General features: G+C 31.6%; 28 protein-coding genes and 1 riboswitch. Of the genes, 25 read left to right on the forward strand and 3 right to left on the reverse strand.

All coding sequences use genetic code 11. The annotated features are described in order from the left end of the window. Position 1: 1 nt before the first annotated feature. The 7 genes from BN2746_RS05760 to BN2746_RS05790 all read left to right on the forward strand — a co-directional run bounded on the left by BN2746_RS05760 (position 2) and on the right by BN2746_RS05790 (position 6,066). Positions 2-241, forward strand: a complete 240-nt coding sequence (locus BN2746_RS05760) for a DUF3343 domain-containing protein (protein WP_231718329.1) — start codon at positions 2-4, stop codon at positions 239-241. After that, positions 241-1,104: a mechanosensitive ion channel family protein gene (locus BN2746_RS05765; RefSeq protein ID WP_055078840.1), complete on the forward strand. Its 864-nt coding sequence runs from the start codon at positions 241-243 to the stop codon at positions 1,102-1,104. Before BN2746_RS05760 ends, BN2746_RS05765 begins: the two co-directional genes overlap by 1 nt. Further along, complete coding sequence (locus BN2746_RS05770; protein WP_055078841.1) at positions 1,094-1,336, forward strand: DUF951 domain-containing protein; 243 nt, start codon at positions 1,094-1,096, stop codon at positions 1,334-1,336. The genes BN2746_RS05765 and BN2746_RS05770 overlap by 11 nt, the downstream gene beginning before the upstream one ends. 2 nt (positions 1,337-1,338) lie before the next feature. Then, on the forward strand, positions 1,339-3,018 hold the full coding sequence (locus tag BN2746_RS05775; RefSeq protein ID WP_055078842.1) for a cell wall-binding repeat-containing protein: 1,680 nt from the start codon (positions 1,339-1,341) through the stop codon (positions 3,016-3,018). 89 nt (positions 3,019-3,107) lie between these two features. Continuing rightward, positions 3,108-3,947: an Mrp/NBP35 family ATP-binding protein gene (locus BN2746_RS05780; protein ID WP_231718344.1), complete on the forward strand. Its 840-nt coding sequence runs from the start codon at positions 3,108-3,110 to the stop codon at positions 3,945-3,947. 312 nt (positions 3,948-4,259) lie between these two features. Beyond that, positions 4,260-5,162 carry a selenium metabolism-associated LysR family transcriptional regulator gene (locus BN2746_RS05785; RefSeq protein ID WP_055078844.1) on the forward strand — a complete coding sequence of 301 codons (903 nt, stop codon included), beginning with the start codon at positions 4,260-4,262 and terminating at the stop codon, positions 5,160-5,162. Between the two features lie 136 nt (positions 5,163-5,298). Further along, a complete protein-coding gene (locus BN2746_RS05790; protein ID WP_055078845.1) occupies positions 5,299-6,066 on the forward strand; it encodes a formate/nitrite transporter family protein in 768 nt (255 codons plus the stop codon). A 56-nt stretch (positions 6,067-6,122) separates the two neighbouring features. On the opposite strand, the gene BN2746_RS05795 is transcribed toward BN2746_RS05790, so the two are convergent. Continuing rightward, positions 6,123-6,500 (reverse strand): class II SORL domain-containing protein, encoded by a 378-nt coding sequence (locus tag BN2746_RS05795; protein WP_055078846.1) that lies wholly within the window; start codon positions 6,498-6,500, stop codon positions 6,123-6,125. A gap of 184 nt (positions 6,501-6,684) precedes the next feature. On the opposite strand from BN2746_RS05795, the gene BN2746_RS05800 reads away from it, so the two are divergent. The 9 genes from BN2746_RS05800 to BN2746_RS05840 all read left to right on the forward strand — a co-directional run bounded on the left by BN2746_RS05800 (position 6,685) and on the right by BN2746_RS05840 (position 14,931). Beyond that, a complete protein-coding gene (locus tag BN2746_RS05800; RefSeq protein ID WP_055078847.1) occupies positions 6,685-7,833 on the forward strand; it encodes a THUMP domain-containing class I SAM-dependent RNA methyltransferase in 1,149 nt (382 codons plus the stop codon). Continuing rightward, positions 7,834-8,955: a PP2C family protein-serine/threonine phosphatase gene (locus BN2746_RS05805; protein ID WP_055078848.1), complete on the forward strand. Its 1,122-nt coding sequence runs from the start codon at positions 7,834-7,836 to the stop codon at positions 8,953-8,955. It abuts the gene before it with no gap. After that, positions 8,951-10,228 (forward strand): glucose-6-phosphate isomerase, encoded by a 1,278-nt coding sequence (locus tag BN2746_RS05810; protein ID WP_055079418.1) that lies wholly within the window; start codon positions 8,951-8,953, stop codon positions 10,226-10,228. The genes BN2746_RS05805 and BN2746_RS05810 overlap by 5 nt, the downstream gene beginning before the upstream one ends. Before the next feature lie 10 nt (positions 10,229-10,238). Beyond that, on the forward strand, positions 10,239-10,769 hold the full coding sequence (locus BN2746_RS05815; protein ID WP_055078849.1) for an AI-2E family transporter: 531 nt from the start codon (positions 10,239-10,241) through the stop codon (positions 10,767-10,769). Between the two features lie 83 nt (positions 10,770-10,852). Beyond that, positions 10,853-11,650, forward strand: a complete 798-nt coding sequence (locus BN2746_RS05820; RefSeq protein ID WP_055078850.1) for a histidinol-phosphatase HisJ family protein — start codon at positions 10,853-10,855, stop codon at positions 11,648-11,650. Then, positions 11,650-12,645 carry an asparaginase gene (locus BN2746_RS05825; protein ID WP_055078851.1) on the forward strand — a complete coding sequence of 332 codons (996 nt, stop codon included), beginning with the start codon at positions 11,650-11,652 and terminating at the stop codon, positions 12,643-12,645. The genes BN2746_RS05820 and BN2746_RS05825 overlap by 1 nt, the downstream gene beginning before the upstream one ends. A gap of 12 nt (positions 12,646-12,657) precedes the next feature. Further along, the gene (lepB, locus tag BN2746_RS05830) at positions 12,658-13,188 is read left to right on the forward strand and encodes a signal peptidase I (RefSeq protein WP_055078852.1); all 531 of its coding nucleotides are present in this window, start codon (positions 12,658-12,660) and stop codon (positions 13,186-13,188) included. A 109-nt stretch (positions 13,189-13,297) separates the two neighbouring features. Further along, positions 13,298-14,227, forward strand: a complete 930-nt coding sequence (locus BN2746_RS05835; RefSeq protein WP_055078853.1) for a C39 family peptidase — start codon at positions 13,298-13,300, stop codon at positions 14,225-14,227. Then, positions 14,224-14,931, forward strand: a complete 708-nt coding sequence (locus tag BN2746_RS05840; RefSeq protein ID WP_055078854.1) for a TrmH family RNA methyltransferase — start codon at positions 14,224-14,226, stop codon at positions 14,929-14,931. The genes BN2746_RS05835 and BN2746_RS05840 overlap by 4 nt, the downstream gene beginning before the upstream one ends. A gap of 29 nt (positions 14,932-14,960) precedes the next feature. On the opposite strand, the gene BN2746_RS05845 is transcribed toward BN2746_RS05840, so the two are convergent. Continuing rightward, the gene (locus BN2746_RS05845) at positions 14,961-16,109 is read right to left on the reverse strand and encodes a double-cubane-cluster-containing anaerobic reductase (RefSeq protein WP_055078855.1); all 1,149 of its coding nucleotides are present in this window, start codon (positions 16,107-16,109) and stop codon (positions 14,961-14,963) included. Positions 16,110-16,217: 108 nt separating this feature from the next. On the opposite strand from BN2746_RS05845, the gene BN2746_RS05850 reads away from it, so the two are divergent. The 5 genes from BN2746_RS05850 to metK all read left to right on the forward strand — a co-directional run bounded on the left by BN2746_RS05850 (position 16,218) and on the right by metK (position 20,157). After that, a complete protein-coding gene (locus BN2746_RS05850) occupies positions 16,218-16,898 on the forward strand; it encodes an HAD family hydrolase (protein ID WP_055078856.1) in 681 nt (226 codons plus the stop codon). Between the two features lie 401 nt (positions 16,899-17,299). Then, positions 17,300-17,572, forward strand: coding sequence for a hypothetical protein (locus tag BN2746_RS05855; protein WP_055078857.1), 273 nt, complete (start codon positions 17,300-17,302; stop codon positions 17,570-17,572). Positions 17,573-17,614: 42 nt separating this feature from the next. Continuing rightward, entirely contained in the window at positions 17,615-18,319 is a 705-nt protein-coding gene (gene ispD, locus BN2746_RS05860; RefSeq protein WP_055078858.1) for a 2-C-methyl-D-erythritol 4-phosphate cytidylyltransferase, read from the forward strand. Next, entirely contained in the window at positions 18,316-18,789 is a 474-nt protein-coding gene (gene ispF, locus BN2746_RS05865; protein WP_055078859.1) for a 2-C-methyl-D-erythritol 2,4-cyclodiphosphate synthase, read from the forward strand. The genes ispD and ispF overlap by 4 nt, the downstream gene beginning before the upstream one ends. A 49-nt stretch (positions 18,790-18,838) precedes the next feature. Then, a riboswitch (SAM riboswitch) is annotated at positions 18,839-18,932 on the forward strand. Between the two features lie 46 nt (positions 18,933-18,978). Next, positions 18,979-20,157, forward strand: a complete 1,179-nt coding sequence (metK, locus tag BN2746_RS05870; protein ID WP_055078860.1) for a methionine adenosyltransferase — start codon at positions 18,979-18,981, stop codon at positions 20,155-20,157. A gap of 298 nt (positions 20,158-20,455) precedes the next feature. On the opposite strand, the gene BN2746_RS05875 is transcribed toward metK, so the two are convergent. Continuing rightward, positions 20,456-21,445 (reverse strand): PLP-dependent cysteine synthase family protein, encoded by a 990-nt coding sequence (locus tag BN2746_RS05875; protein WP_197273090.1) that lies wholly within the window; start codon positions 21,443-21,445, stop codon positions 20,456-20,458. A 233-nt stretch (positions 21,446-21,678) separates the two neighbouring features. Between BN2746_RS05875 and BN2746_RS05880 the strand changes: the two genes are divergently transcribed. The 4 genes from BN2746_RS05880 to BN2746_RS05895 all read left to right on the forward strand — a co-directional run bounded on the left by BN2746_RS05880 (position 21,679) and on the right by BN2746_RS05895 (position 25,890). Next, complete coding sequence (locus tag BN2746_RS05880; RefSeq protein ID WP_055078861.1) at positions 21,679-23,085, forward strand: phospholipase D family protein; 1,407 nt, start codon at positions 21,679-21,681, stop codon at positions 23,083-23,085. Between the two features lie 15 nt (positions 23,086-23,100). Further along, entirely contained in the window at positions 23,101-24,264 is a 1,164-nt protein-coding gene (locus tag BN2746_RS05885) for a M1 aminopeptidase family protein (protein WP_055078862.1), read from the forward strand. Positions 24,265-24,350: 86 nt separating this feature from the next. After that, positions 24,351-25,592: a DUF2812 domain-containing protein gene (locus BN2746_RS05890; protein ID WP_055078863.1), complete on the forward strand. Its 1,242-nt coding sequence runs from the start codon at positions 24,351-24,353 to the stop codon at positions 25,590-25,592. Continuing rightward, a complete protein-coding gene (locus BN2746_RS05895; protein ID WP_055078864.1) occupies positions 25,579-25,890 on the forward strand; it encodes a PadR family transcriptional regulator in 312 nt (103 codons plus the stop codon). Before BN2746_RS05890 ends, BN2746_RS05895 begins: the two co-directional genes overlap by 14 nt. The last annotated feature ends 10 nt before the right edge of the window (positions 25,891-25,900 follow it).

The raw sequence follows: 25,900 nt of genomic DNA on the forward strand, positions 1-25,900 counted from the left end.
GATGCTAACTTTTGAATCTGTCAATCATACTATGATGACGGAAAGTAAGTTGAAATCAGATGGTTTTGAAATAAAAACTATACCAACTCCAAGGGAGATATCAAACAGTTGTGGACTTACCATTAGGATGGATATGGATGATTTGGAAAAGGTTAGGGAATATAAAAAAACTCTTCCTATTGCATATATGTGGGTTTACACATCAGATTCTAATGGAAATAAAGCGGAGAAGATTGACTAATGTCTCATATAAGAGAGTTATATTTGCAGATAAAAAGTTTTTTCTACATTGATGGAACCACAAATCTCAACATATTTGGAAAACTTGCAGTAAGTCTTTTAATATTTCTAATTACAATATTTCTTGCAAAAGTTGTAACTAAATTTGTTTTTGAAAAATTTTTAATGGTGAAGACAAAAAAATTTAAAAATGTTATTGGAGAGACCACTCAAGGAAAAACAATAGCCTCTGTAATGGAGAACACATTAAGGTATATTATTTACTTTTTCGGAATATTACAAATACTTGAGGTGTTTAAAGTTGGAAGGAGCTTAACTGTTGGGGTTGCAGGAATCGGAGGAGCTGCAATTGGTTTTGGATCTCAATTTATTGTAAGAGATTTTATTTCTGGACTTTTTTCGTTAGTTGAAGATCAGTATGGAATTGGGGATAATGTTTTAATAAATGGAACTATATCTGGAATAGTTGAACAGTTTGGTATGAGAACAACTAAAATAAGGGGCTTTGACGGTTCAATTACAAATATTTCAAATGGTTCTATTCAAACTGTAAAAAATATGTCAAGGTCTAATCAAAGAGCATTTGTTGAAATGACTATTCCAACGGGAGTATCTGTTGAAGAAGCTACAAGTGCTGTAGAAAAATTGGGAGAAGAACTGTCTGAGAATAAAAATGTAACTGTTAAACCTTACATCTATGGTATAACAGGAATAGGAAACTTTGATAATGTTAAGATAACAGTAGTAGGATGGACAAACCCAGGTGAGCAATATTGGTTGGAGCTTCAAATCAGAAAAAGATTTTTAGAAATTTGTGAGGAGTATAAAGTTTCTAATACAGAAGGTGATACCTATGAAATATAAAGTAGGAGATATTATAACTCTAAAAAAAGGACATCCCTGTGGTGAAAATACTTGGAAGATAGTTCGAACAGGTATGGATATAAAACTTGAGTGTCAAGGGTGTAATAAGTCAATATGGATGGAGAGACCTGAGTTTGAAAAAAAACTGAGAAGAATCAAAGATTCTACAGGAAAGTTTGTATCTATTGTTCACTATGAACCTGAAGAAAATATTAATGAGGATGTGAATTAATAATGAAAAAAATTTTCAATAAAACATTTTTAAGTTTTCTTTTAGTATTCTCTTTTTTGATGCCGACTTTTGTAATGGCAGAAGAGACGAATAAAGACAAAAACCCTATAGGAGTTTCAGAGGAAAAAGACAAGGATAAAGATAAAACTGAAACAACAGAACCTAAAAAGGATGACAAAGAAGTAGGAAAATATCCTGTAATAAGAGTAAAAAAGATAATTTTAAATGAAAAAGATATTACAGATAAAGCAGAAATAGAAAAGATAATTAAGGAATTGGATTTAACCTATTCATTAAAGGATGTAGTTACAGCTAAGGTTGATTCATCTGAATTTGAATTGTACAAAATTGATACTAACAATAAAAAAGTGGACTTTGTAATCAAAAATAAATATTACGACTATAAAGGAGTATCAATAAATGGAGATCCAGGTCAAGGAACAGTAGACGGAAAAGATTTTTCTTTAAATATTAAGCAAAAAGAAAATGATGTTATTCTTAAAATTTATAGAAAAACATTAAATCTTACTGTTAAAGCCAAGGGACCTAAGATACAACTTGAAAAGTTGAAAGCTAAGTTAAATGGAAAGGACTTGGAATTAAACAAGAAGACAGCTATATTTATAGGCACTGAAAATAAACTTGATTTTACGGGATTTGATGATAATTTTAAACTATATAAAGATAATAAACCTGTAAAATTACCACTTGAGTTTACAATGGAAGATAACTATGAATGGGAATTTGAATTAAAGCCAAGTAGAATGGTCAATAGACTTTCTGGTTCAGATAGATTTTTAACTGCACTTGATACTGCAAAAGAAACTTATGAGAAGCCAGAAACTGTTATAGTTGCAAATGGAAGAGATGGATCTGCAGACGCCCTTGCAGCAGGACCACTTGCAAAGGCACTTAATGCACCAATATTACTTGTTGAAAAAGATTCTATAAAAAAAGAAGTTCTTGAGTACATTCACAATGATAAGATTAAGAAAATAGTCGTTGTGGGTGGAACTGGTTCTGTTTCAAGCAAAGTATTCAATAGTTTGAAAGTTGATAATGCTGATGTAAAAATTGAAAGAATACGTGGCATAAACAGATATGAAACCTCACAAAAAATTGTTAAAGAGCTTATAAAAAATCATAAGTACAATAAAGAAGTGGTTTTAGTTGATGGCAGACAAAACGCAGACGCCCTTTCAGCTACACCTTATTCAGTGCTAAAAAAGGCACCAATTTTACTTGTTTCACCAAGTATGGATACAACTAAAGCTAAAGACTTTTTAAAGGACTTAGGAGTTAAAAAATCTGTTGTAATAGGTGGAAAAAGTTCTGTAAACACATTAACTATAAATAAATTGGAACTTAATAATACTTTGAGAATTGAAGGCAAAAATAGATTTGATACTTCACAAGAAGTTTGTAAAAAACTTCAAGGAGAAAAAGATTATATTAATGCTTTAATTCTTGCAAATGGTACAGATAAATATTCAATAGACGCATTGACTGCATCATCACTTTTAAACAAGGTTAATGCACCAATACTTTTAGTTGAAGGAAAGACATATACCGACAGCTTAAAGAAATTTATTGACGATCTAAAAGTTAGTCCTTTCAATGCATATTTAGTTGGTGGAGAAAGTGCCATAAGTTCTGAAATAATAAATAACATTGGTTATTAAAAAAATTAAAGGAGTCGCTTGAGGGCGGCTCTTTTTTTGAAACCTTTGACAGATGAAACTAAATTTAATAATATTAAAAGGAGGAGGTAATTATGTCTAATTGTAATAATGGAGGATGTTCAGGATGTAGCCACTCTGGAAATTGTGGACATGCTCAAAAACCTGTTGACTTTAAGATATATCCACATGAGACCACAAAGATTAAAAAGATTGTAGGAGTGGTTTCAGGAAAGGGTGGAGTTGGAAAATCTTTAGTAACTTCTATGCTTGCAAGTGAAATGGCAAGAAAGGGACACAAAGTTGGAATCATGGATGGAGATATTACAGGACCAAGTATTCCAAAGTACTTCGGACTAAAGGGAAATGCAACTTCCAATAGCGAAGGGAAAATAAATCCTGTTATTACCGAGAATGGTATAAAGGTTATGTCTATAAATTTGCTTTTAGAAAATGAAACTGATCCAGTGGTATGGAGAGGACCAGTTGTTGCAGGCGTTATAAAACAATTTTATCAAGAGGTGCTATGGGAAGAGCTTGATTATTTATTTATCGACTTGCCACCGGGAACAGGAGATGTGCCACTAACTATATTTCAATCACTTCCATTAGATGGTATTATAGTTGTTACAACTCCTAACGAGCTTGTTGAAATAATTGTAAAAAAAGCAGTTAAGATGGCGAAGTTAATGAATATTCCAGTTTTAGGACTTGTTGAAAACATGTCATATTTAAAATGTCCAGATTGTGGAGAAGAGATTCCTATTTTTGGAGAAAGTAAAATAGAAAAGATTTCTCAAGACCTAAATATAAAAACTTTTTCCAAAGTTCCTGTAGATCCTAAAATATCAAAAGCTACAGAAAGTGGAAAGATATACGAAGTTAAAGAAAACTTTTTATATGATATAGTTGATAGAATTGAAATTTTATAGAATTAAAGTGGACGTGAGAGCGTCCTTTTTTATTGAATTAAAACTGTGGGATTTATTAATAAAACGTTTTACTTTCTTCTTATTAACTTATTATTAATAATTGTTAAAAAGTGTTGCATTATATTTCCATATATAGTAGAATATAATTGTAAATAAAGAATGATAATACTCATTATCTTATTAGCCTAGTTTAGTTTATTTGAGTTGTTACATATTTTAAGCGACAGAGGTCGCTTAAAATTGTAAGAGAATTATTGCCGATTTTTTAAAAAGCGTTGATTAATTTGACCTGATAATAAAGGGAGGATTAATATGGACTTTAAACAATTAGAAATTTTTGTAGCGCTCGTACAAAATGAAAGTTTTTCTATTGCTGCAAAGGAACTTGGTATATCACAACCAACTGTAAGTTTGCAAATAAAGCAATTAGAAGAGGAGTTGGATACAGCTTTATTTATTAGATCTACAAGAGAGCTAAAAGTAACTGAAGCTGGAACATTGCTCTACAAAGAAGCGAAGAATCTATTGACAAAAAGAGACAGAGTGATGGAAAAATTCGGAGAGAAGAACCAAAATAAGATTGTGGTTGGGGTTTCTAAAATTCCCGCATCACATATTCTTCCACAGGTATTACTTCAATACAGAAAGGATTTTCCAAACATAGCTGTAGTGATTAAAGAAACTAATAGTGTTCAAACTATTAAGAAGGTTTCTGACTATATTGTAGATTTAGGTATAGTTGGAATGAAGAAGGACGATGAAAATTGTGATTTCGCACCTATTTTTGAAGATGAATTTGTGTTCATCTGTCCAAATAACGACTACTATAGAAGATTGAAGGAATCAAAACCTTCAATTAGAGCTTTGGTTAAAGAACCTATGATTTCAAGAGAAGAGGGTTCTGGTATAAGAAATAAAATGGATGCCATAGCTAATGAAGTTGGTGTAACTCACGATCAACTTGATGTTGTCTTAACAGTTAATGACGATATGTTGGTTAAAAAGATGGTTTCAGAAGGTGTTGGAACTTCTTTCTTTTCCAAGATAGCTGTTGAAGAGATGATAAAAGATGGAACTATTTTATCTATACCATTAACTGAAAGCAAAGAAAGATATAGAAATCTGTATGCATGCTGGAATAAAAAAGTAACTCTTCCAGTTCACGTAAGATCATTTTTAGATCTAATTTTGAATTGCAAAGAAGAAATAAAGTAAAATTTAAGTGCCCCTGAGAATATTCTCGGGGGTATTTTAGTGTGGTAAAATACTAAATTATATGATATTATAATATCAGATAATCTTTTCAGGTTATTAATTATAATATCAAAGTATTTAGAGGGGGTAATGTATTATGGCAGGTAATATAAATAGTCCTGCAGAAATGGTCGATATTAATAGAAATGGAGCAGTAGTAAAGACAGGAAATCCTACGGTGAAAACTTTGATGATGGGGATACTTGCTGGCATGTTCATAGCCATTGGTGGAGCTGCATCATCTATGGTATCAATTTTGGGAGATGGGGTGTCACCACTTGCAGTGAAGTTATTAGGAAGTGCTATTTTCACCATTGGAATCGTTTCCGTAATAATTGCAGGGGCTGAGCTTTTTACGGGAAATATATTAATATCCATAGGAGCTTTTTCAAAAGATATTACTGGAAAAAAACTTATTACCAACTGGTGTAAGGTTTGGATTTTTAATTTAATTGGGTCAGTGTTTTTTGCATGGCTAATGACAGCAAGTAAAATATTTCCAGAAACTGCAATGGAATATTTTCAAAATTTGGCTTTAAAAAAGGCAAGTATGGATTTAGGAACTGCATTTGTAAGAGGAGTTTTATGTAATATTTTAGTATGTCTTTCAGTTTGGACAGCTGCGGCTGGAAAAGACGGAATATCTAAATTTTTCTTATCCGCATTTCCAGTATTCATATTTGTGTTCTTAGGCTTTGAACACTGTGTTGCAAATATGTATTATTTTCCTCAAGCAATATTTTTGGGAGCGGATGTTTCAATTGGAGCTATTATATCAAGACTATTAGTTGTTACTTTAGGAAATGTTGTTGGCGGACTTATTATAGCAACACCTTATTATATAACTTATGGGAAAAAGAAATAAAATTAAAAAGAGCAAGAGATAATTTCTCAAGCTCTTTTTTGAATATTGAAATTTGTTTAAGCTTCAACTGTAATATCAACTTCTGAAGTCCATAGTCCATGAATGTTACAATATGAAGTTGAAATTAATTTACCACATTTGTTTAGTTTAACAGATGCTTTAAGTTTTGGTTCAGTATAGGCATCTCCTTCACCATGTGCTGAGAATCTTGCATCAGCGATTTCAACTGCTTTGTCAGAATCTTTAGCAAGGTAATATAATTTAATCCATTCAATGTGGTGTTCCATAGTGTTAGGATGTGCAACTTCTTTACCAACAGAAACTTCTACGTCGAATAGTTCGTCGCCTTTAACTTTTTCAGGTGCAGTTATTGCAGGAACGTGTTTTTCGTTCTTCCAATCAGCTGTTTGATATAGTTCAGTAATTTTACTCATTTGAATCCCCCTTTTAATTAATACATTTTATATATACCACCCTTTTAACAATTTAAACAAAAATGAAAAGCTTTTAAAATTATTTTTTAATTTTATAAATTGACAATGGAATATTTCACGTAAACTTCTGTTAATTATTCATTCTATAGGTTATAATTTAGTATAGGAGAGTGTAAATGATTTCATGAATGGAAAAATATACGATTTAATTGTAACAACGACTTTTGGACTTGAAGCTGTTGTAAAAAGAGAATTATTAGATATGGGATATGACAACTTAAAAGTTTCTGATGGAAAGGTTGAGCTACAAGGAAACGCAAGGGACATCGCCACGATAAATATGAAGATTAGATGTGGGGAAAGAGTTCTCATCAAAGTTGGTGAATTTAAAGCACTAAGCTTTGAAGAGCTATTTAATAAAACATATGAATTACCTTGGGAAGATTATATTAGCGTTGATGGAAAGTTTCCTGTTGAAGGCAAATCTATAAAGTCAAAACTTTTTTCCATTTCAGATTGCCAAAGCATTTGTAAAAAGGCTATTGTTGAAAAGTTGAAATCAGTTTATAACGTGGATTGGTTTGAAGAGACGGGAGAGCTTTATAAGCTTGAAGTAGCTTTACTAAAAGATATTGCAACTATAACTTTAGATACTTCTGGAGAGGGACTTCACAAAAGAGGTTATAGAGAAAGAGCTGGTGATGCACCTTTAAAGGAGACTTTGGCAGCGGCAATGGTATTACTTTCCTATTGGAATCCATCAAGGACGCTTTACGATCCTTTCTGTGGCTCAGGTACAATTCTCATTGAAGCCGCAATGATAGGTAAAAATATTGCTCCAGGCATAGACAGAAGTTTTGTTTCAGAAAAATTTCCCTATGTTGGAGAAAAGATATATAAAGAAGTTAGAATAAAATGCTTAAGTGAAATAGATCACGATGTTAAACTTCATCTATTGGGTTCGGATATTGATAAGAGATCCATACTTAGGGCAAGAGATAACGCTGAGATGATAGGTGTAAATGAAGATATTCAGTTTTTTATGAAAGACATGAGAAATGTTGACTTGGAAGACAATTATGGAGTTGTTATAACTAACCCACCATACGGAGAGAGAATGGGAGAAATTAAGGAAGTTGAAAGACTCTATAAGGACTTTCATAAAAAATTCAAACCATTTAAAACATGGTCTGTCTACTTGATTACATCTTATGAAAATTATGAGAAGTTGGTTGGTAGAAAAGCTGATAGAAAGCGTAAGCTTTACAATGGTAGGATTAAAAGCTGTTTTTATCAATACTATGGACCGAGACCACCAAGGGAAGGTGATTAGATGTTAAAGAAATTAGAAACTATTTTTTCTGAAGAGAAACTTAAGGTGTTTGATTATCTTTCCGACTGGATTAGGATAATTGATATAAATGGAAATATCTTGTTTCAGAATGCTCAGATGACAAAAATGATTGGGGATCAAGTAGGAGAGAATTGTCTTGACAAAAACTTTGAAAATAATGTTATACCTGGAACTTCTATAGAGGACTTTAATGGACTTGGTCAAAATACTAAAAACCTTGTAATAGGACTTGAAGAGTTTATGGTAAAGAGTTCTATAGTGACTGAAGATAATAATCCAATTGCAATTATTGAAACTTTTAGAAATGTCACAATGGAATCCATTGCGATTAAAAGATACCAAAAGATTATGAAAAAAACTCAAAAGGAATTAAATGATGCAAGGGAGATACAAAAGTGTTTATTACCTGAAGCAGGTGATCATAGAGGTCTTGATGTAAACTATAAGTACATTCCATCAGAGTATCTTTCAGGGGATATGTTTGATGTAATACCTATAGATGATACAAAAACTGCCATATATATTGCAGATGTTGTAGCACATGGTATTTCAGCTTCGATACTTACAATGTTTGTAAGACAGTCTGTAAGGTATCATATTGCAAGAAGCTCTATCACTGGTTATACTCCTGACATTATCCTAAGATCTCTTATTAGAAGATTTGGAGAATTGAACTTAGAAGATAGTAAGTATTTTACAATTTTTTATGGAGTTTTTGATAAGAGCAAAGGAACTTTTCACTATGCCAACGCAGGACATAACGCAATACCTTTGAAGATAGATATGGATGGCAAAGTTGAAAAATTAAAAGGCACTGGACTTCCAATTTCTCTTATTACTTCGAAGGGAAATTATTCAGAAAATATCATAGATTTAAAAATAGGTGAAAAAATATTATTTTATACCGATGGAATAACTGAAACAAAAGATTATTTTGGTGAATTTTATGGAACTGATAGACTTATTGACCTGGTATCAAAAAATCCAGAAAATATACTTGATAAAATTGTAAACGAAGTCTCTGGTTATAGATGGGGAAGGCAGGAAGACGACATAGCCATATTGTTAGTTGAAAGAAAAGAGGATGAAAATGGCAATTAAATTTGATTTTTCAAAAGCTTATGATTTAAAAGAATTAGAAAAATACTATAATAAAGGTGAAGAAAATTTAAAAAAAGTTCTAAATAAAGATTCTGAAGGCTCTGACTTTTTAGGGTGGGTCGAACTTCCAAAAGCCTATCCAGAAGAAGAGCTAAAAAAAATAAAACATGCAGCTGAAGAGATAAGAAAAAAATCAGACTACTTAGTCGTAATTGGGATAGGTGGTTCATATCTTGGAACAAAAGCAGTTGAAAATTCTTTAAAGGATTATTTTGAAGATGATGAGGAATTTAAACTTATATATGCAGGAAATCATTTAAGTTCAACTTATTTAAATGAATTGGTTAAATTTTTAAAGGACAAAGAATACTGCATAAATGTTATTTCTAAATCAGGAACCACTACAGAGCCTGCAATTGCATTTAGAATTTTAAAGAGAGAACTTGAAGAAAAATATGGAAAAGACGCTAAAAATAGAATATATGTCACTACAGATAGAGAAAAGGGAGCTTTGAAAAAACTTTCTATTCAAGAAGGTTATGAAACTTTTGTAGTTCCTGATGACATTGGTGGAAGATTTTCTGTAATTAGTCCAGTGGGCCTATTGCCACTTGCTGCTAAAGGCGTTGACATTGATAAACTTTTAGAAGGTTTTAGAAAGGGACAAGAGCTTTTTACAATTGTAGATGCAAAGGAAAATAAAGCTATTCAATATGCTCTAATAAGACATCTTCTTTATGGACAGGGCAAAGACATCGAAATACTTGTAAACTATGAGCCTTCTTTAACATATATTTCTGCATGGTGGAAACAATTATTTGGGGAATCTGAAGGAAAAGATGGCAAGGCTATATTTCCTGCAAGCGTAGATTTCACTACAGACTTACACTCAATGGGACAACTCATTCAAGAGGGTAAAAGAAATATATTTGAAACTGTGATTGAAGTAAAAAATCCTAAAGAAGACATTGAAATTCCTTTTGATGAACAAAATCTTGACGGGCTAAACTACATTGCTGGAAAAACTCTGGATTATGTTAACAAAAAGGCGACAGAAGGCACAAGAACAGCCCATGTTAAAGGAGAAGTTCCAAATATAAGTATAGTTATAGACAAAATAGATGAGGAAAACTTGGCTATGCTTTTATACTTTTTTGAAATATCTGTAAGTATTTCAGGATATCTTCTTGAAGTAAATCCATTTAATCAACCTGGAGTGGAAGAATATAAAAAACAAATGTTTAAGTTGTTGGGAAAACCGGGAGTTAATTAGGAGGTGTAAAATGGTTGTAAAGGAATATTTAGAAGGATTCTTATTAGAAATTCTCTTTAGAACTAAGAAGGATAAAAAAACTTTTTTATTATGGTATTTGGGATATGGATTGGCAGTTGCAATTATCTCCATGATAGGACTTAAGATTATTGGAATCCATGGAGTTGTTTTAAAGGGATTATTGATTGGGTTATTTAGCTTAATTCCATTTATCGGTTCAGGTATAATTATGATCCCATGGATATTAGCAAGAGTCATAACAAATGAAAAGATGTTGGGAAGTCAACTTGCAATTTTATTTATAATACTTTGCATATTAAAAGAGATAGCCTATCCATTTTTAATAAAAATAAAATTTAATATAAGACCGATAATTCTTTCAGTTTTGTTTTTAATCTTCTTTACAATTGGAAAAGAAACAGGAGCTATTTGGGCAAGTATAATTGTGCTAATAATAATTGCATTTTTTGATGCAACTGATATACAATCTTTCTACAGAAGAAACAGATCAAGACAGAGAAGAAGATTAGAAAGGTATTAAAGTGAAAAAGACCCTCAGGGGTCTTTTTTTAAGAAATAAATAACAAAACTGTGGTAAACTAATATATGGAAATAGGAGGAATTATGATAGATTTACATAATCACAGTGAATTTTCCTTGGATAGTAGAACTCCCATGGAAGAAAATGTTTTGGTTGCTATTGAAGAGGGGCTACAATACCTTTCAATTACGGACCATATGGAAATAGTAAAAGTTACCGATGTATATTCTGATACTCTTAATGCAAAAGAATATTTTAAAAAATATGAAAGAATCAAAGAAAAGTATAAAAATGATATTACTTTACTTTCAGGAGTTGAAGTTGGTATACAAGAGAGTACTTCAAAAATCGTTGATGAATTTGTAACAAGTTTCAATTATGACTTTGTAATTGGTTCGGTTCACTCTCTTTTTCAAAAGGACCTTTACTACGGTGGATACTATAAAAACTTGTCAACTGATGAACTTTATAAAACATATTATGAAGAGATGTATAAAGCGGTTAAAGCTACAAGAAATTTTGATGTACTTGGACATATTGATTATATTGACAGGTATTTGGACAAAGGAGTAAAAGTTCCAAACCAAGAGGACAATAAGGATACTATACTAAAGATATTAAAAGAGATTATTGATTCAAATAGAGGAATAGAAATAAATACAGGTGGCTTTAGAAGAGGACTTCCATATCTACATCCACATGAGAAAATACTTAAATGGTATAAAGAACTGGGTGGAGAAATTGTTACAATAGGCTCTGATGCACATAGAGCGTGTGATATTGGGTATAATTCAAAAGAGGCTATAGACTACTTGAAGGCAAATGGATTTACAGGAGTCTATATATTTGAAAATAGAAAACCAAGGAAGTTGAAATTTTAATGAAAAATATTTTAATGATATCAACAGGTGGAACTATTGCATCTGTAAACAAGGGCAAAGGTCTTGCTCCAGGACTAAATTCCAGAGAGTTGGTGGAGTATTTAAGTCTTGATAGGAATAAAGTTATTATAGATACTTTGGATCTTATGAGTATTGATTCAACTGATATACAAGTTGAAGACTGGCTTAAGATAAGTAATGCAATAAAAAATAATTATAGTGATTATGATGGTTTTGTTATAACACATGGTACGGACACCTTAGCATACACAGCCTGTGCAATTTCATATCTTATTCAAAATTCAAAAAAACCAATTGTACTTACAGGAGCTCAAAAGTCAATATTTAGTGATATAACAGATGCAAAACTAAACCTTACAGATAGCATTACATATGTTTGTGATGATAGGTCAAGGGATGTAAATATTGTGTTTAATGGAAAAGTAATTGCAGGCACAAGGGGCAGGAAGGAAAAGACAAAGAGTTATGACGCCTTTACAAGTTTAAATTATCCGGTGCTTGCAACTGTACATGACGACAAGATAATAAGATATCTTCACCACGACTATGGGAAAGATGAAGTAAAGTTTTATGACAAACTTGATGACTCTATATTCTTGTTAAAGTTAATACCAACAATTGAACCAGAATTGTTATCATATATCTTTAAAAAGTATAAAACTGTTATTGTTGAGTCCTATGGAGTTGGAGGTATACCTTCATATTTAGTGGATGTGTTTAAAGTGGAACTTGAAGAGGACAGAAAATTAAATATCGTCATAACTACCCAGGTTCCAATGGAAGGCTCAGACATTTCAGTCTATGAAGTAGGAAGAAGACTTGATGACTTAAATATAATGGAATCATTTGATATGACCCTTGAAGCCACAGTAGTAAAACTTATGTGGGCAATGGCTGAAAGCAAAGGAGATTTTGACAAATTAAAGAAACTGTTTTATACTCAGATAAATTATGACACATTATATGAACTATAAGGAGATGAATAGATGAAAGATACAATAATATCCTTCGTAAAATCTATTTTACTTGCCCTTGTTCTTGCAATTATTATAAGAACTTTTATTTTTTCAGTAACAGAAGTATCTGGACGCTCAATGTATCCAAACTTCGACACAGGAGACAGGCTAATAGTAAATAGATTAGGTGTATGGATTAGAGATGTAGAAAAAGGAGAAGTCATAGAATTTCTTTCTCCAGATGTTAAACCAAATGGAAAGAGAGATCACTTTATAAAAAGAGTTATAGGAACTGCTGGTGATACAGTTAGTTTAAATGATGGCAAGGTATATTTAAATGGGGAAGAGCTTAAAGAAGATTATATAGCTTCTGATGTAGAAACTTTTCCAGAAACTGACCAGTCACAATGGGAAGTAAAAGAAGGAGAAATATTTGTACTTGGAGACAACAGGTATAACTCTGATGATGGAAGAAGATTTGGAACTGTACCAACGGATACAGTAAAGGGAATTGCAGTGTTTAGATTTATTCCATTTAACAAATTTGGTAAAATCAAGTAGACGGGCTCCCACAGGGGAGTCTGTTTTAATATAATTTATAATGTTAAAGTTTAATGAACCAAGTTTTACAAACTAATAATAAATTGTTAAAATAAGTGAAGGAGGAGCAATGGATAGAAGAAAAAAAACTCGAAGTTCAAAGAGAAAAAGACAGATTTTTAGAAATAGACTATTTCTATCTATTTTTCTTGTATTTCTCATTTTAATAATAAAAAATGCCTTTTCACTTGGGGGAAGAATTGAAAAAGCTTCTGAAAACTTGGATTTAATTGGCACAGCAAAGGATTATTCTGAAAATAATGATTCAACAGAAGAGAGGCTTCAACAAAAAATTGAGTATGATGAAGCCACTACTGTGGAAGGCTATATAAAAAATATTGAAAAAGCGGCAAAGGTAGATAAAAATGCGAAGCTTGTACTTGATAACAAAGACGAACTTCCAGAGTCCATGATTAAAATGGCTGGAAGAAATCCTGACACAATAGATTTTATTGCAAAGTATATTGATAATAGGATAGATTACACCTATATTTATCCAAAGAAAATATATAAGAACTTGAACTATCCTTATTATATTCAGTGGGATCAAAACTGGGGTTATCAGGAATATGGTTCAGGTATAATAGGGGACACAGGATGTGCACCAACATCAATTGCGATGATGCTTTCGGGAATTACAAACAGACGGATTACACCAAGTGATATAGCAAAACTATCCCATGATAATGGTTATGTTGGAGACTATGGAACAAACTGGGATGTATATCCATTTATTGCAAATGAGTATGACTTAGAATTAAAAGATTTGCCAAATAGTAAAAACAAAATAACAGAAGCCCTTGACGATGGATATTCGATAATAGTTTCAGTTGGACCTGGAACTTTTACAACAGTATCTCACGTCATGCTTATTGTGGACTATGACAATCAAGGTAGATTTTTAATTTATGATCCTAACAACTTGAATAATTCTGAAAAAGCTTGGAATTTTGATGAGTTTAGTCAAGATATAAAGAAGATGTGGGCATTTAAAAGATGACAAAGTTGAAGAAATATAGAAAAGATTTTGAATATTCATATGTACTTGGACCTTTCCCAACTTTGGAACTTGTTGACAGCAGGAGAGAAATAGTTGAAAAGGTATATATATCTCCAGAGTTTAATGAGATAGAAAAGGTATCTGAAAAGCTTGATAAACTTTCCATACCATATGAGATTTCTCAAGATAATTTAAATAGAATTTCATTAAAGAAAAAAGAGTATATGGCGGCAACATTTAAAAAATATCATAGTGAGATAGAAAATGAGAAAAACCATATTATTCTTGACAGAGTTTCAGATATGGGCAATTTAGGAACGATTATAAGGACTATGGTCGGATTTGGATATAGGGATATAGCATTAATTGGAAACTGTTGTGACATATTTAATCCCAAGGTAATAAGAGGTTCTATGGGTTCTTTCTTTAAAATAAATTTTGAAAAATTTTCTACCATAGACGAGTATAGAAAAAAATACGACAACGAAATATTTGCTTTTATGTTGGATGATGATGCAAAACTTTTACAAGACACTACCTTTACAAAAAAATTTTCCCTTGCATTTGGGAACGAAGGAAGCGGGCTTGGAGAAGAGTATAAGGTAGATGACATAAAAAAGGTGATTATTCCACAGAGCGAAGATGTGGATTCTCTTAATTTAACAATTGCCGCAGCAGTTGCAATGTATGAAGCAAAAAAATAATTCCCTCAAGTGAGGGAATTTTTTAATGTTTATATCATTTCAAGAAAAGCGGTGATTCTTGTATTTAATTGTCCTATATCTGATTGACCGTAGTCAGTTTCAACTGACATATATGGTAGATTTTTTTCGTTATTCACAAAGTTTTTAATACTAAGTGACTCAACTTGGAATGGTTGACAAGCTTGAAGGTGCATATCAATTACTCCATCAACCTTGAATTGGTCAATAAGTTTTGATAAAAGTTTTTTTCTATTTGGATTAGGAGACATACATGCACAGCCTATTTGTAAATATTTTTCTGCCATTGCAGCAATAGGATCTCCTGTGTCTTCTTCAACATTTCTATCAATTGCCTTTGCACCACCGCAGTTTTCATAGGAAACTACAATACCACCATTGTTTTCCACTGCTTCGATGACTTTTTCAGTTGCTCCACCAATAGGACAACCTGTAATTAAAATTCTCTTCTTACCAGTAATTTTTTTACTTTCAGATAGAACCTGTTCCTTTAAAGCTTTAATTTCTTCAGGGATTTTATGTTTATCAAATTCAAAAGTTATTCCTGTCAATACATGCCAAAGCTCAAGACCTGTACATGGAAGTTCATCAGCTTCCATTATTTCATAGAAATCTTTTACAGCTGATCTTTCAGCGTTTTTAACTTTAATTGCCCTTTCGAGATCCTCGTCAGTAATATTTACATTGAAAGTTTCTTCAATGACCTCTTTTGCTTTTCTTATTTGGTTTGCCCAAAGTTTTAGTCCATCTTCAGAATATTTATTTGGAAGTTCCATAACATGGGTTGGTCTAAAATTTCCAAGGTATTCATACATCTTCTTTTTTCCATCGCAAGTTGTTTCACCAATAATCATGTCAGAGAAATAAAAGAAAGGACATTTATTTGTCATCGCAAAGCCATAACTTGACTTTATAAGTGGACAAAGATTTGAAGGTAAGTCCCTTTCAGCATCTGAAATAGTTTCGTCAGAAGTAGAACATAGAGAAACGGATGTTGCACCTGCTGCCACAGCTAATTCTTGTGGGAAAAATGTACAGAAAGTTCCAATTAGCGGAATTCCTTTTTCCTTTTGTTCCTTAACCTTTATAAATGCATTTTGTCTACCTTCAGCAAAATCTTTAAAGATTTCTGGTAATTCTTTTCTTATATCTACAGTCATTTAAACACCCCTTACATTAATTACAAACCTATTATATACTAAATATTAAAAAAATCAATAAAAACAAAATCAAATTATTGTGGTAAACTATCAATAAAGGAGGTAATGATGTATAAAGCATTTGTATTTGACTTAGACGGAACATTAATAGATAGTCTTGAAAGTATTGGAAATCTATTTAACAAACACTTGGGAAAGATGGGATTTGGACCTTGTGATATGAAACTTTACAATAAATTTGTAGGTGGTGGCGCAAGAGTCTTAGCCATAAGAGCATTTAAATATATAAATACCAGGGATAATTTAAATCTAACTGAAGATGAACTTTTAAAAAAAGTTGAAGAAATTTTGCCAGACTATCTATATGAATATAACAATAGAGACGATAAAGAAACAAAACCATATGATAAGATAGTAGAGTCTCTAAAAAAATTAAAGAGCGAAGGAAAGATATTAGCGGTTTGCACAAATAAACCTTTAAATGCAGCAGAAAATGTTTTGGAAAATATTTTTGGAAGAGATTTTTTTGATTATATCTTTGCGGACGATAAAAAAATAAAATTAAAACCAGAAATAGAAATGATCGAAAAATTAAAAGAAGTTTCCAGATTAAAAGACGAAGAGATAATTTATTTTGGAGACACATCAACAGATATGAAGACTGCAGTTAAATCAAATATATATCCAGTTGGAGTAACATGGGGCTTTAGAACAGAAGAAGAGCTTTTAAAAAATGGAGCAAAGGCAATAATTCACAAACCAGAAGAAGTTTTAAAATTTTTAAAATAATTTTTAAAAAGGTATTGACAATCATTATCATCAATGCTAATATAAATACAGATAATAATTCAAAACACCCCTTTTGAAAATATCTTATGGATTTATTAATCCAAGTACAGGCGGAAACCCCTTAACCGCCTGTTTTTTATTAAAAAAACTGTTGTGGTACGTAAGACGCGTACCCATAAAACTGGACTCAATATTTCATTAATTTTAGTTTATGCTAACTATTACTTTGTAGATTAAAAAATATGAAGTAAATAAGAATGAATAATATAAATATTTGAAGACGGATTAATTAAATAGAAAGCAAATAATTTTGAATAGAATTTTCCTATGGATTGTTTAGATATTTTAATTAGTTCTTTAGGATCTTTATCAATATGCTATAATAAAAAAAGGAGGATTTTATGTTGACTGAAAAAAACATTTCAAGATATATTTTTTTCTTGGGACTAATAATTTTTACAATTTCATATGTGTTTAAAGATGTAAGTCTTTCTATATTTGGGGGAATAAAACCAATAGGACTTGCGACAATAATCATCTGTCCAGCACTTGGTATAATTGGATTATTATGTGCAAGATCTCAAAAAGACTATCTATTTATGTTTCTAAATTTCTTACTCATAATTTCATTTTTTATAGTTATGGGAATAGGTTATATTTTTATGGGAGCATAGTAGAAGATTTTTATTAAGATTGCTATATGGTATAATTTTCATATGGACGAAAAGATTTTAAATAAAGGCATATCTGTTATAATTACCGCTGCAGGTAACGGAACGAGAATGGGAACGGATTTGCCAAAACAATTTTTAAAACTTAATAATAGAGAGATAATCCAAAGAACAGTTGGTAAATTTTTTGAACTGTCTTTTGTGAAAGAAATAATCATAGTCGTCTCAGAAGAAGAGATGGAAAGATGCCTTGAAATATTAAAGGATTTCTCTTCAAAATTAAAATTTGCAAAGGGTGGAAATACAAGAGAGGAGTCTACATTTAACGGTCTTAATATGGTAGATAAGGGTTCAGAAATTGTAATTACACACGATGGAGTTAGACCATTTATAAAAAAAGAGACTATTATAGGAGCGTTAAGTGAAGTAAAAAGAGACGAAGCAGTTGTGGTGTGTGTTCCAATGAAGGATACCATAAAAAATGCAAAGGGAAATTACATATCCTACACACCTAATAGAGAAGAGCTTTACAATGCACAAACTCCGCAAATTTTTTATAAGGATGATCTTATAAAGGGATATGAAAAAGCTTTTAAGGAAAATATTAAAGTGACGGATGATTCTTCCCTTATGGAAGTTATAGGACACAAAGTTAAAATATATATAGGTGAGTATGACAATATAAAAATTACAACTAAAGAAGATTTAATCATTGGAGAAATTTTAGCGAAGATGGAGGACGAAAGTTGAGAATTGGTTTTGGATACGATGTTCACAAACTTGTTGAAGGAAGAGATTTAATCCTTGGGGGCAAAAGAATCGAATTTGAAAAAGGTCTACTTGGTCATTCAGATGCTGATGTGTTGGTTCATGCCATAATGGACGCCATACTTGGAGCCCTCGCAATGGGAGACATTGGAAAATTATTTCCAGACACGGACATGAAGTACAAAGACATTGACTCAATGATACTTTTAAGTAGAGTCTTCAAAGTGATGGATAAAGAAGGTTACAAGGTAGGAAATATCGACTCCACAATTGCATGTGAAATGCCGAAGATATCTCCTCATACAGAAGACATGAGAAAAAATATTGCGAAAGTTTTAAATACAGATATAAAAAATATTTCTATAAAGGCGAGTACAACAGAAAAAATGGGCTTTGAAGGCAGAGGTGAAGGTATAACTTGCTATGCGACTACAATTTTAGAAGAAAAATAGTTGAAATATAATATATTGAGTGATATAATCAAATAGTAAATTGAATAAGAACTTATTAAGAGTGGTGGAGGGAAAGGCCCTATGAAACCCGGCAACCTATTAAATTAGGTGCTAAGTCCTGCAGTTTATCTGAAAAATAAGAGTTTAAACCTTGCTTTTCAGCGAGGTTTTTTTTATGAAGGAGGAAAAATGACAAAAAAATTATTTACATCAGAATCTGTAACAGAAGGTCATCCTGATAAGATCTGCGATCAAATATCAGATGCAATTCTGGATTCAATATTAGAAAAAGATGAAAACGCGCGAGTTGCTTGTGAAACTTTGACAACTACAGGAGCAGTAGTGGTAGCTGGAGAAATTTCAACAGACACCTATGTAGACATACCTGCGATAGTTAGAGAAACCGTTAGAGAGATAGGTTATGACAGAGGAAAGTATGGCTTCGACTGCGACACATGTGCGGTTTTTACATCAATAAACGAACAGTCAAAGGATATTGCCCTTGGAGTTGATAACTCAATGGAAGCAAAAGATGGAGATGAAGACAGATTCGATAGGATTGGAGCAGGAGACCAAGGAATGGTATTTGGTTACGCTTGCAACGAAACAAAAGAATTAATACCACTTCCACTTTCACTTTCACATAAGCTTTGCAAAAATCTTACAAAACTTAGAAAAGATAAAGTCTTAGACTATTTAAGACCAGATGGAAAGTCACAAGTTACAGTGGAATATGAAAATGGAAAGCCAATTAGAGTTGATGCAGTTGTAGTATCATCACAACACGATCCAAATGTAACAACAGAGGATTTAAGAAAAGACATCAAAGAAAAATTAATTTTAAAGACAATTCCACAAGAACTTATAGATGAAAACACAAAATTTTATATCAATCCAACAGGAAGATTTGAAATCGGTGGACCTATGGGCGATGCAGGACTAACAGGAAGAAAGATTATCGTCGACACCTATGGTGGATTTTCAAAACATGGTGGTGGAGCATTCTCAGGAAAAGACCCAACAAAGGTAGATAGATCTGGAGCTTATATGGCAAGATATATTGCAAAAAACCTTGTTGCATCAGGGCTATGCGAAAAAGTTGAAGTTGGACTTGCGTATGCAATAGGAGTTGCGAAACCAGTATCTATATTTGTGGATAGTTTTGAAACAGGAAAAGTATCCGACGAAAAATTAGCAGAAATAATTAGAGATAACTTTGATACAAGACCTGCAGCAATAATAGAAAATCTAAACTTAAGAAGACCAATTTATAAAAAGACTGCAAGCTATGGACACTTCGGTCGAGAAGACGAAGGCTTCCCATGGGAAGAAGTAGACAAGGCAGAAGAATTAAAAAAATATTTATAGTTAAAGAGGGAGTGAACTGGAATTATTCCATTCGCTCCCTTTAAAATTCTATAAATTTAATTGGTAGAAGTGTCTTTATGAAAAAACATCAAATTTTTTATACCTAAAATGATTAAACAAAAAATCACCAAGTATTAAAGTAGAGTTGTTCAGACCTAAAATAATAAAAGGTGATTTAATGACTATGTTAATATTATATGACATAATAGAATTTTAATAAAGAACTTGATTATTTTTTTATTTTAACCAAAAGGGTTCTGTACAAAAATTTTGTCCAGTTTCAAAAAAATAAAAACATTTATCTAATTACTTTGAATCCCAATATTTCTACATCTTTTGATAAATAATGATCCTTAACAGGTTCTTCCTCCATTAAGGCTGTTGACAAATATTTTTTATTGTCATCTGGGAACACAGTTGCAACTACGTCACAGCCTTTTTCCATGGCTTTAATTGCGCCTATAAAGTTTGCTCCCGAAGAAATTCCAACACCAAGTCCAGACTTAGCAAGCTTTTGAGCCATAAGTATGGAATCTCCGTCTGATGCAGAAATTATATCGTCAAGCTCATCTAACTTACATAAATCAGGAATAAATTCATCGCTAATTCCTGCAATTCTATGACTTCCAATTTTTTTACCACCAGTTTCAAGGGTAGGGGATTCTAAAGGCTCTAATGGAAATACTTTTGCATTTGGGTTTGCTTCTCTAATCGCCTTGCCCGCGCCCATTACGGTACCACCTGTACCAACCCCTGCCACAAAGCCGTCAGCTACAAGACCAATTGACTTTAAATTATCTACAATTTCTCTACCAAGGCTAATGTACTGTCCAGTGGCATTGTCTTCGTTTTCAAATTGCCGTGGAAGAAAAACACCATCAGACTTTGCCATTTCCTCTGCCATTTCGATTGAACCAGTAAACCCACCTTCTTCTTTCGAAACATCTACTATCTTAGCTCCGAAGCTTCGAATAAGTTTTTTACGCTCGTCACTCATCCAGTCTGGCATAAATATTACAACAGGATGATTTAAATATGCACCCATTGCACAAAAGGCAATTCCAGTATTACCGCTGGTTGCTTCAACTATTGTGTCACCAGGTTTAATGTCGCCCTTTTCATAGGCAAGTCTAAGTACATGATAGGCCATTCTATCCTTTACACTTCCAGAAAGATTGAAGTATTCTGCCTTTGCAAATATCTTTTTAACTTTTCCCTTATATGTGAAATCTATTTGAATCATAGGAGTGTTTCCTATAAGATTGTTTAAATCTTCGATTTTTCTCATTTTAATCCCCCTTTTTGTTATTATAAATGAAAAAGCTAAGGAAGTAAATTTATCGAGAACTTCAAGCACTTAGGTTTATAATATGAGTCTATTATGCTTATAAACTTTAATTTTATATAGCTTATTAAATCAATAGGGAGCTAAGTGCTCGATAAGCAAGAATTAATGTTATAATAGATACATAAATTAAAAATACTATGTATTAAATAAAATGAAAACTCGGAGGGGTTAAAGTGAAAAAGAAGATTATTATAGTAGTCGTATTGGTGCTTTTGATTGTGCCATTTATATATAGTTTGATGTCGAAAAGCTACGATAAATCAAACATGGCAGGAGAATTTTACGCAGCAGAAGATGTGGAATTTTTATATGATTTAAGATATATAAAAGACGACGAAATAAAAAAGGAAAGTGTAATTTTCGAAAAACAAATGGAAGCAATTGAGGAAGCGAAGGACTTTATTGTTCTTGATTTGTTTTTATATAATGATGAATATGATAGAAAAAAGATGACTTTTGCCAACCAGGTTGAAGAAATGACCGATGCACTAATTGAAAAGAAAAAAGAAAATCCTGATATGGATATAGTGTTTATAACTGACGAACTTAACAATTTTTATGGTGCATACACTCAAAAAAATATAAAAAAATTAATGGAAAATGACATTGATGTGACCATAACAAATCAAAAACAAATTAGGGATTCAAATCCACTTTACTCTGGATTTTACAAATTTTATTTAAATTGGATGGGTTCTCCTGAAGGTGGCAGAATAAGAAATCTATTTGACCCAAATGGTCCAAAGATTTCCGTAAGGTCATTCCTAAGGCTTTTAAATTTTAAAGCCAATCATAGAAAGGTATTAGTTACTGACCAAAGGGCAATTGTTTCATCTTCAAACCCTCACGACCCAAGTTCAAACCACTCCAATGTTGCCATTAGTTTTTATGGAAAGGCAATGGAGGATCTAATAAAGTCAGAGCTTGGTCTTGTTAAAAAAGACTATCCGAATATAATGAGCTTTAAGGTAGAATCTGGAGAAAAATCTGACGTAAATTTAAGAGTTATAACTGAAGGAAAGATTTATAACGCACTTAGGGAAAATATTTCTAAAACACAAAAGGGCGACAAAATAAATATCGCAATTTTTTATATTGCAGACAGAAAATTATTAAATGACCTTGAAGAAGCTTCTAAACGTGGCGTTGAAGTAAATATAATTGCGGATTTAAATAAGGACGCCTTTGGAATTGAAAAAAATGGAAGTCCAAATAGGCCCGCACTTAGTGAGTTGGTGGATAAAAATCCAGATATTAATGTTAGATGGTACGAGACCCATGGAGAGCAGTTCCACACAAAGCTTGCATTCTTTGACTTTTCCAAGGAAGATGCAAGGGCTGTTTTAGGAAGCGCCAACTTCACAAGAAGAAATATTCAAAATTATAACCTTGAAACGGATGTGGAAATGATTCTTCCAAAGGACGGAAGGATTTACAAAGAATTTCAAAATTATTATAATAGAATTTGGAATAACGAAGACGGAGAGTACACTGTACCAATTGAAAAGTATTACGAAGATGGATTTATTTTAAGAAATCTTTGGAAGTTCCAGGAAAAGACGGGACTTTGCACATGGTAAAAATGGGGAGATAATATGAAACTAAGTGTGGAATTTGATTCTGTTTCAAAGGAGATAATTGTAGATTGTGAAATTGATATATCTAAATATTTAAAAGAAAAAAATAATTATTGTTTTGCTTTGGCACAGTCTTTCAATATAGAAAAAATTTTATTAAATGATAAGAATTTAGAATTTAATAAAGAAGATTATAAAATGGAATTTCTGCCTGAGATGCTTAAATATACTGTAACTTTACCAAAGGATAAGGAAGGCAATTTAATAATTAAGTATAGAGGAAAGTTGTCAGGTTATTATAGGTATTTTGAAGAAAAAATTATTCACTTTTCATTTTATAACGGATGGTATCCAATAGGATTTGATGCAGAGACAAACTTTGATGTAAGTATAAAAACAGATAAAAATTATGAACTTGTCAAGGGAGAGTTTGAAGAAATAGAAAAAGATTGGAAAATATATTATAAAAACCCTACAGTTAATGACTGTAATATAATCCTTTTAAATAGAGATTTTTATAAGATAAAAGAAAGTGAATATCTTAAAATATACTATGAGGAATTTCAAAGGCCATATGTAGAATATATTTTTAAAAATCACAATTTGACAAGAAAATATCTGGAAGATCTTTATGGTAGAAAAACTTCTAATAAAGAAGACATGGTTATTTTACCTTACAATGAAATTTGGGAAGATTCTGCATATAAGAGAAAAAATCTTGTTGTAATAACTTCAGACAAAGATTATGATGACTTTGAATCGAGTTCATCATTTAAGGGACTTGCCCATGAACTTGCCCATAGCTATGCGAAAGGTGCAAATGTAAATTCTTGGGAGGACTGGTTAAATGAAACGATAGCGGAATGGTCCGCATACTTATTTGTTCTAAACTGTGAAAAAAGAGATATTGAAGAATTTATAGAATATCATAGGGATGAAGTTGGTAATAAAAAACTTATATTAAATGAACTGGGTAAAAAAAGACCAAAAGAAGTTCATAGTTTAGGAACTTTAATATTCTATGAGATATATAAAAATTATGGAGCAGAAGCCATAAAAGATTTATTAGTTGCTTTTGATAGAATTGATGTAAAGAATACTAAAAATTATTTGGAGTATCTGGATAATCATAATAATAAAAAGTTATCGGATGAAATTAGAAAACATATTATAAGAGATTAGGCGAGGGTCTAATCTTTTTTTATTGACGAGTATCGACTATCGATATATAATTTAAGTATCGATAGTCGATACTAAGGAGGGTGATTATGTTACGATTTAGATTTTTAACCTATGCAAACTTTGGACTCTTTGAAAATTGGTATAAAGAAATGGCGAAGAAGGGTTATGAAATAGAAAAAATAAAATTTTCCTTTATGAACTTCTTTAAAAAGACTGAGCCAAAGGATGTGGATTATAAATTTGTTATTTCAAATAACGAAGACAAGTACAATGCATTTTCAAAACAGGAGCTTGATGACCTAAATGAAATGGCAAAGGGATATGGATATGACTTTATCTTTAAATCTTACAATATGAACTTGTATAAAACTAAAGCAAAAGATAAAAGTTTATACAATGATGATGTGGAAGAGCTAAAAATTTTAAGAACATCTGTTAAAAGAGAAATCATTTCAACTGCCATTTTGTCTGTAGTGCTATTACTTTTACATTTCTTCACCTTTGCAAACTTTTTATCTGAAGAGTTTTATTATTCCAATTATAGTATGGTACTTGCACCGTCTATACTTTTAATATTGATTTTCGACTTGCTGTCCCTTGTGGACTATTCTGTATTCTATAGAAGAAACAAAGATGTAAGTCATACTAAGGATTTGAAGTTCAGTAGGCTTAGTTTTTCAAAATTCTTTGTATATCTTATAATGACAAGTTTGATTTTGATAATAGTAGGCATAACTTTACAATTTGTTGATGTCAATCCAACCATAGGATTAAAAAATACTTTGCTATTATGGACACCTTTTGTTTTGATGTGGATTTTGGTGTTTCTTTTCAGAAAGAAGATTAAGACTATGAATATTAGCACAGCTTCAAAAAAGAAAATTTTTGCTTTAATCGTCATTGCTATCTTTGGTATAAACTACTTTATGAATTATAGTATTGCAAATAAAATGCCTGGGAATAAAAATACTGAAGTTAGCAACGGATATGAAGTTACGAAGCTTAGTAAGGGAATGTTTTTAACTGAACACAAAATTTATTCAAATGATGAGTTAAGTGTTGAAAGAACTATTTCAAAAGACGAAACCACTTCAAATAATCTTTACAAGAGGATTATAAAAAATGCTAAAAACCATCCATACTTCGGGGAATATGTAAAAGATATTTCAAAAGAGTATGATTATGGCAAAACTTACAAACTTTCTGAAGGAAATAGATACGCCATTTTAAAGGACAGAGTCATATTAGTTGTAGAGGGTGAGCTTAATAATCCTGAAATTGAAGAAGAGATTTATAAATTTTTAGGTGATGTAAATGGCAAGGAATAAGTTTCAAACTCTAACAGAGCCCATGTACTATACTTTACTTGCCCTTTGTGAAAGGAGAAATGGTTCTGAAATAACTTCGTGGGTTAGTGAAATTACAAATGGAAGAATAAACCTTGCCCCGGGAACTCTCTATGCACTGTTGGCACAGTTTTTACAAGAAGATATTATTGAGAGGGCAAATGCGGAGGGGAGTGGTAAGTTTTACACCATAACCGACGAGGGAAGAAAACTTCTTGAAGAGGATAGAAATAGAATTATGATGATGGTTAAGGATTTTGATAAATTTTATAAAAAGTAGAAAGATAGTA

It is taken from the genome of Lagierella massiliensis, from assembly GCF_001407835.1.
Lineage (GTDB): Bacteria > Bacillota > Clostridia > Tissierellales > Peptoniphilaceae > Mediannikoviicoccus > Mediannikoviicoccus massiliensis.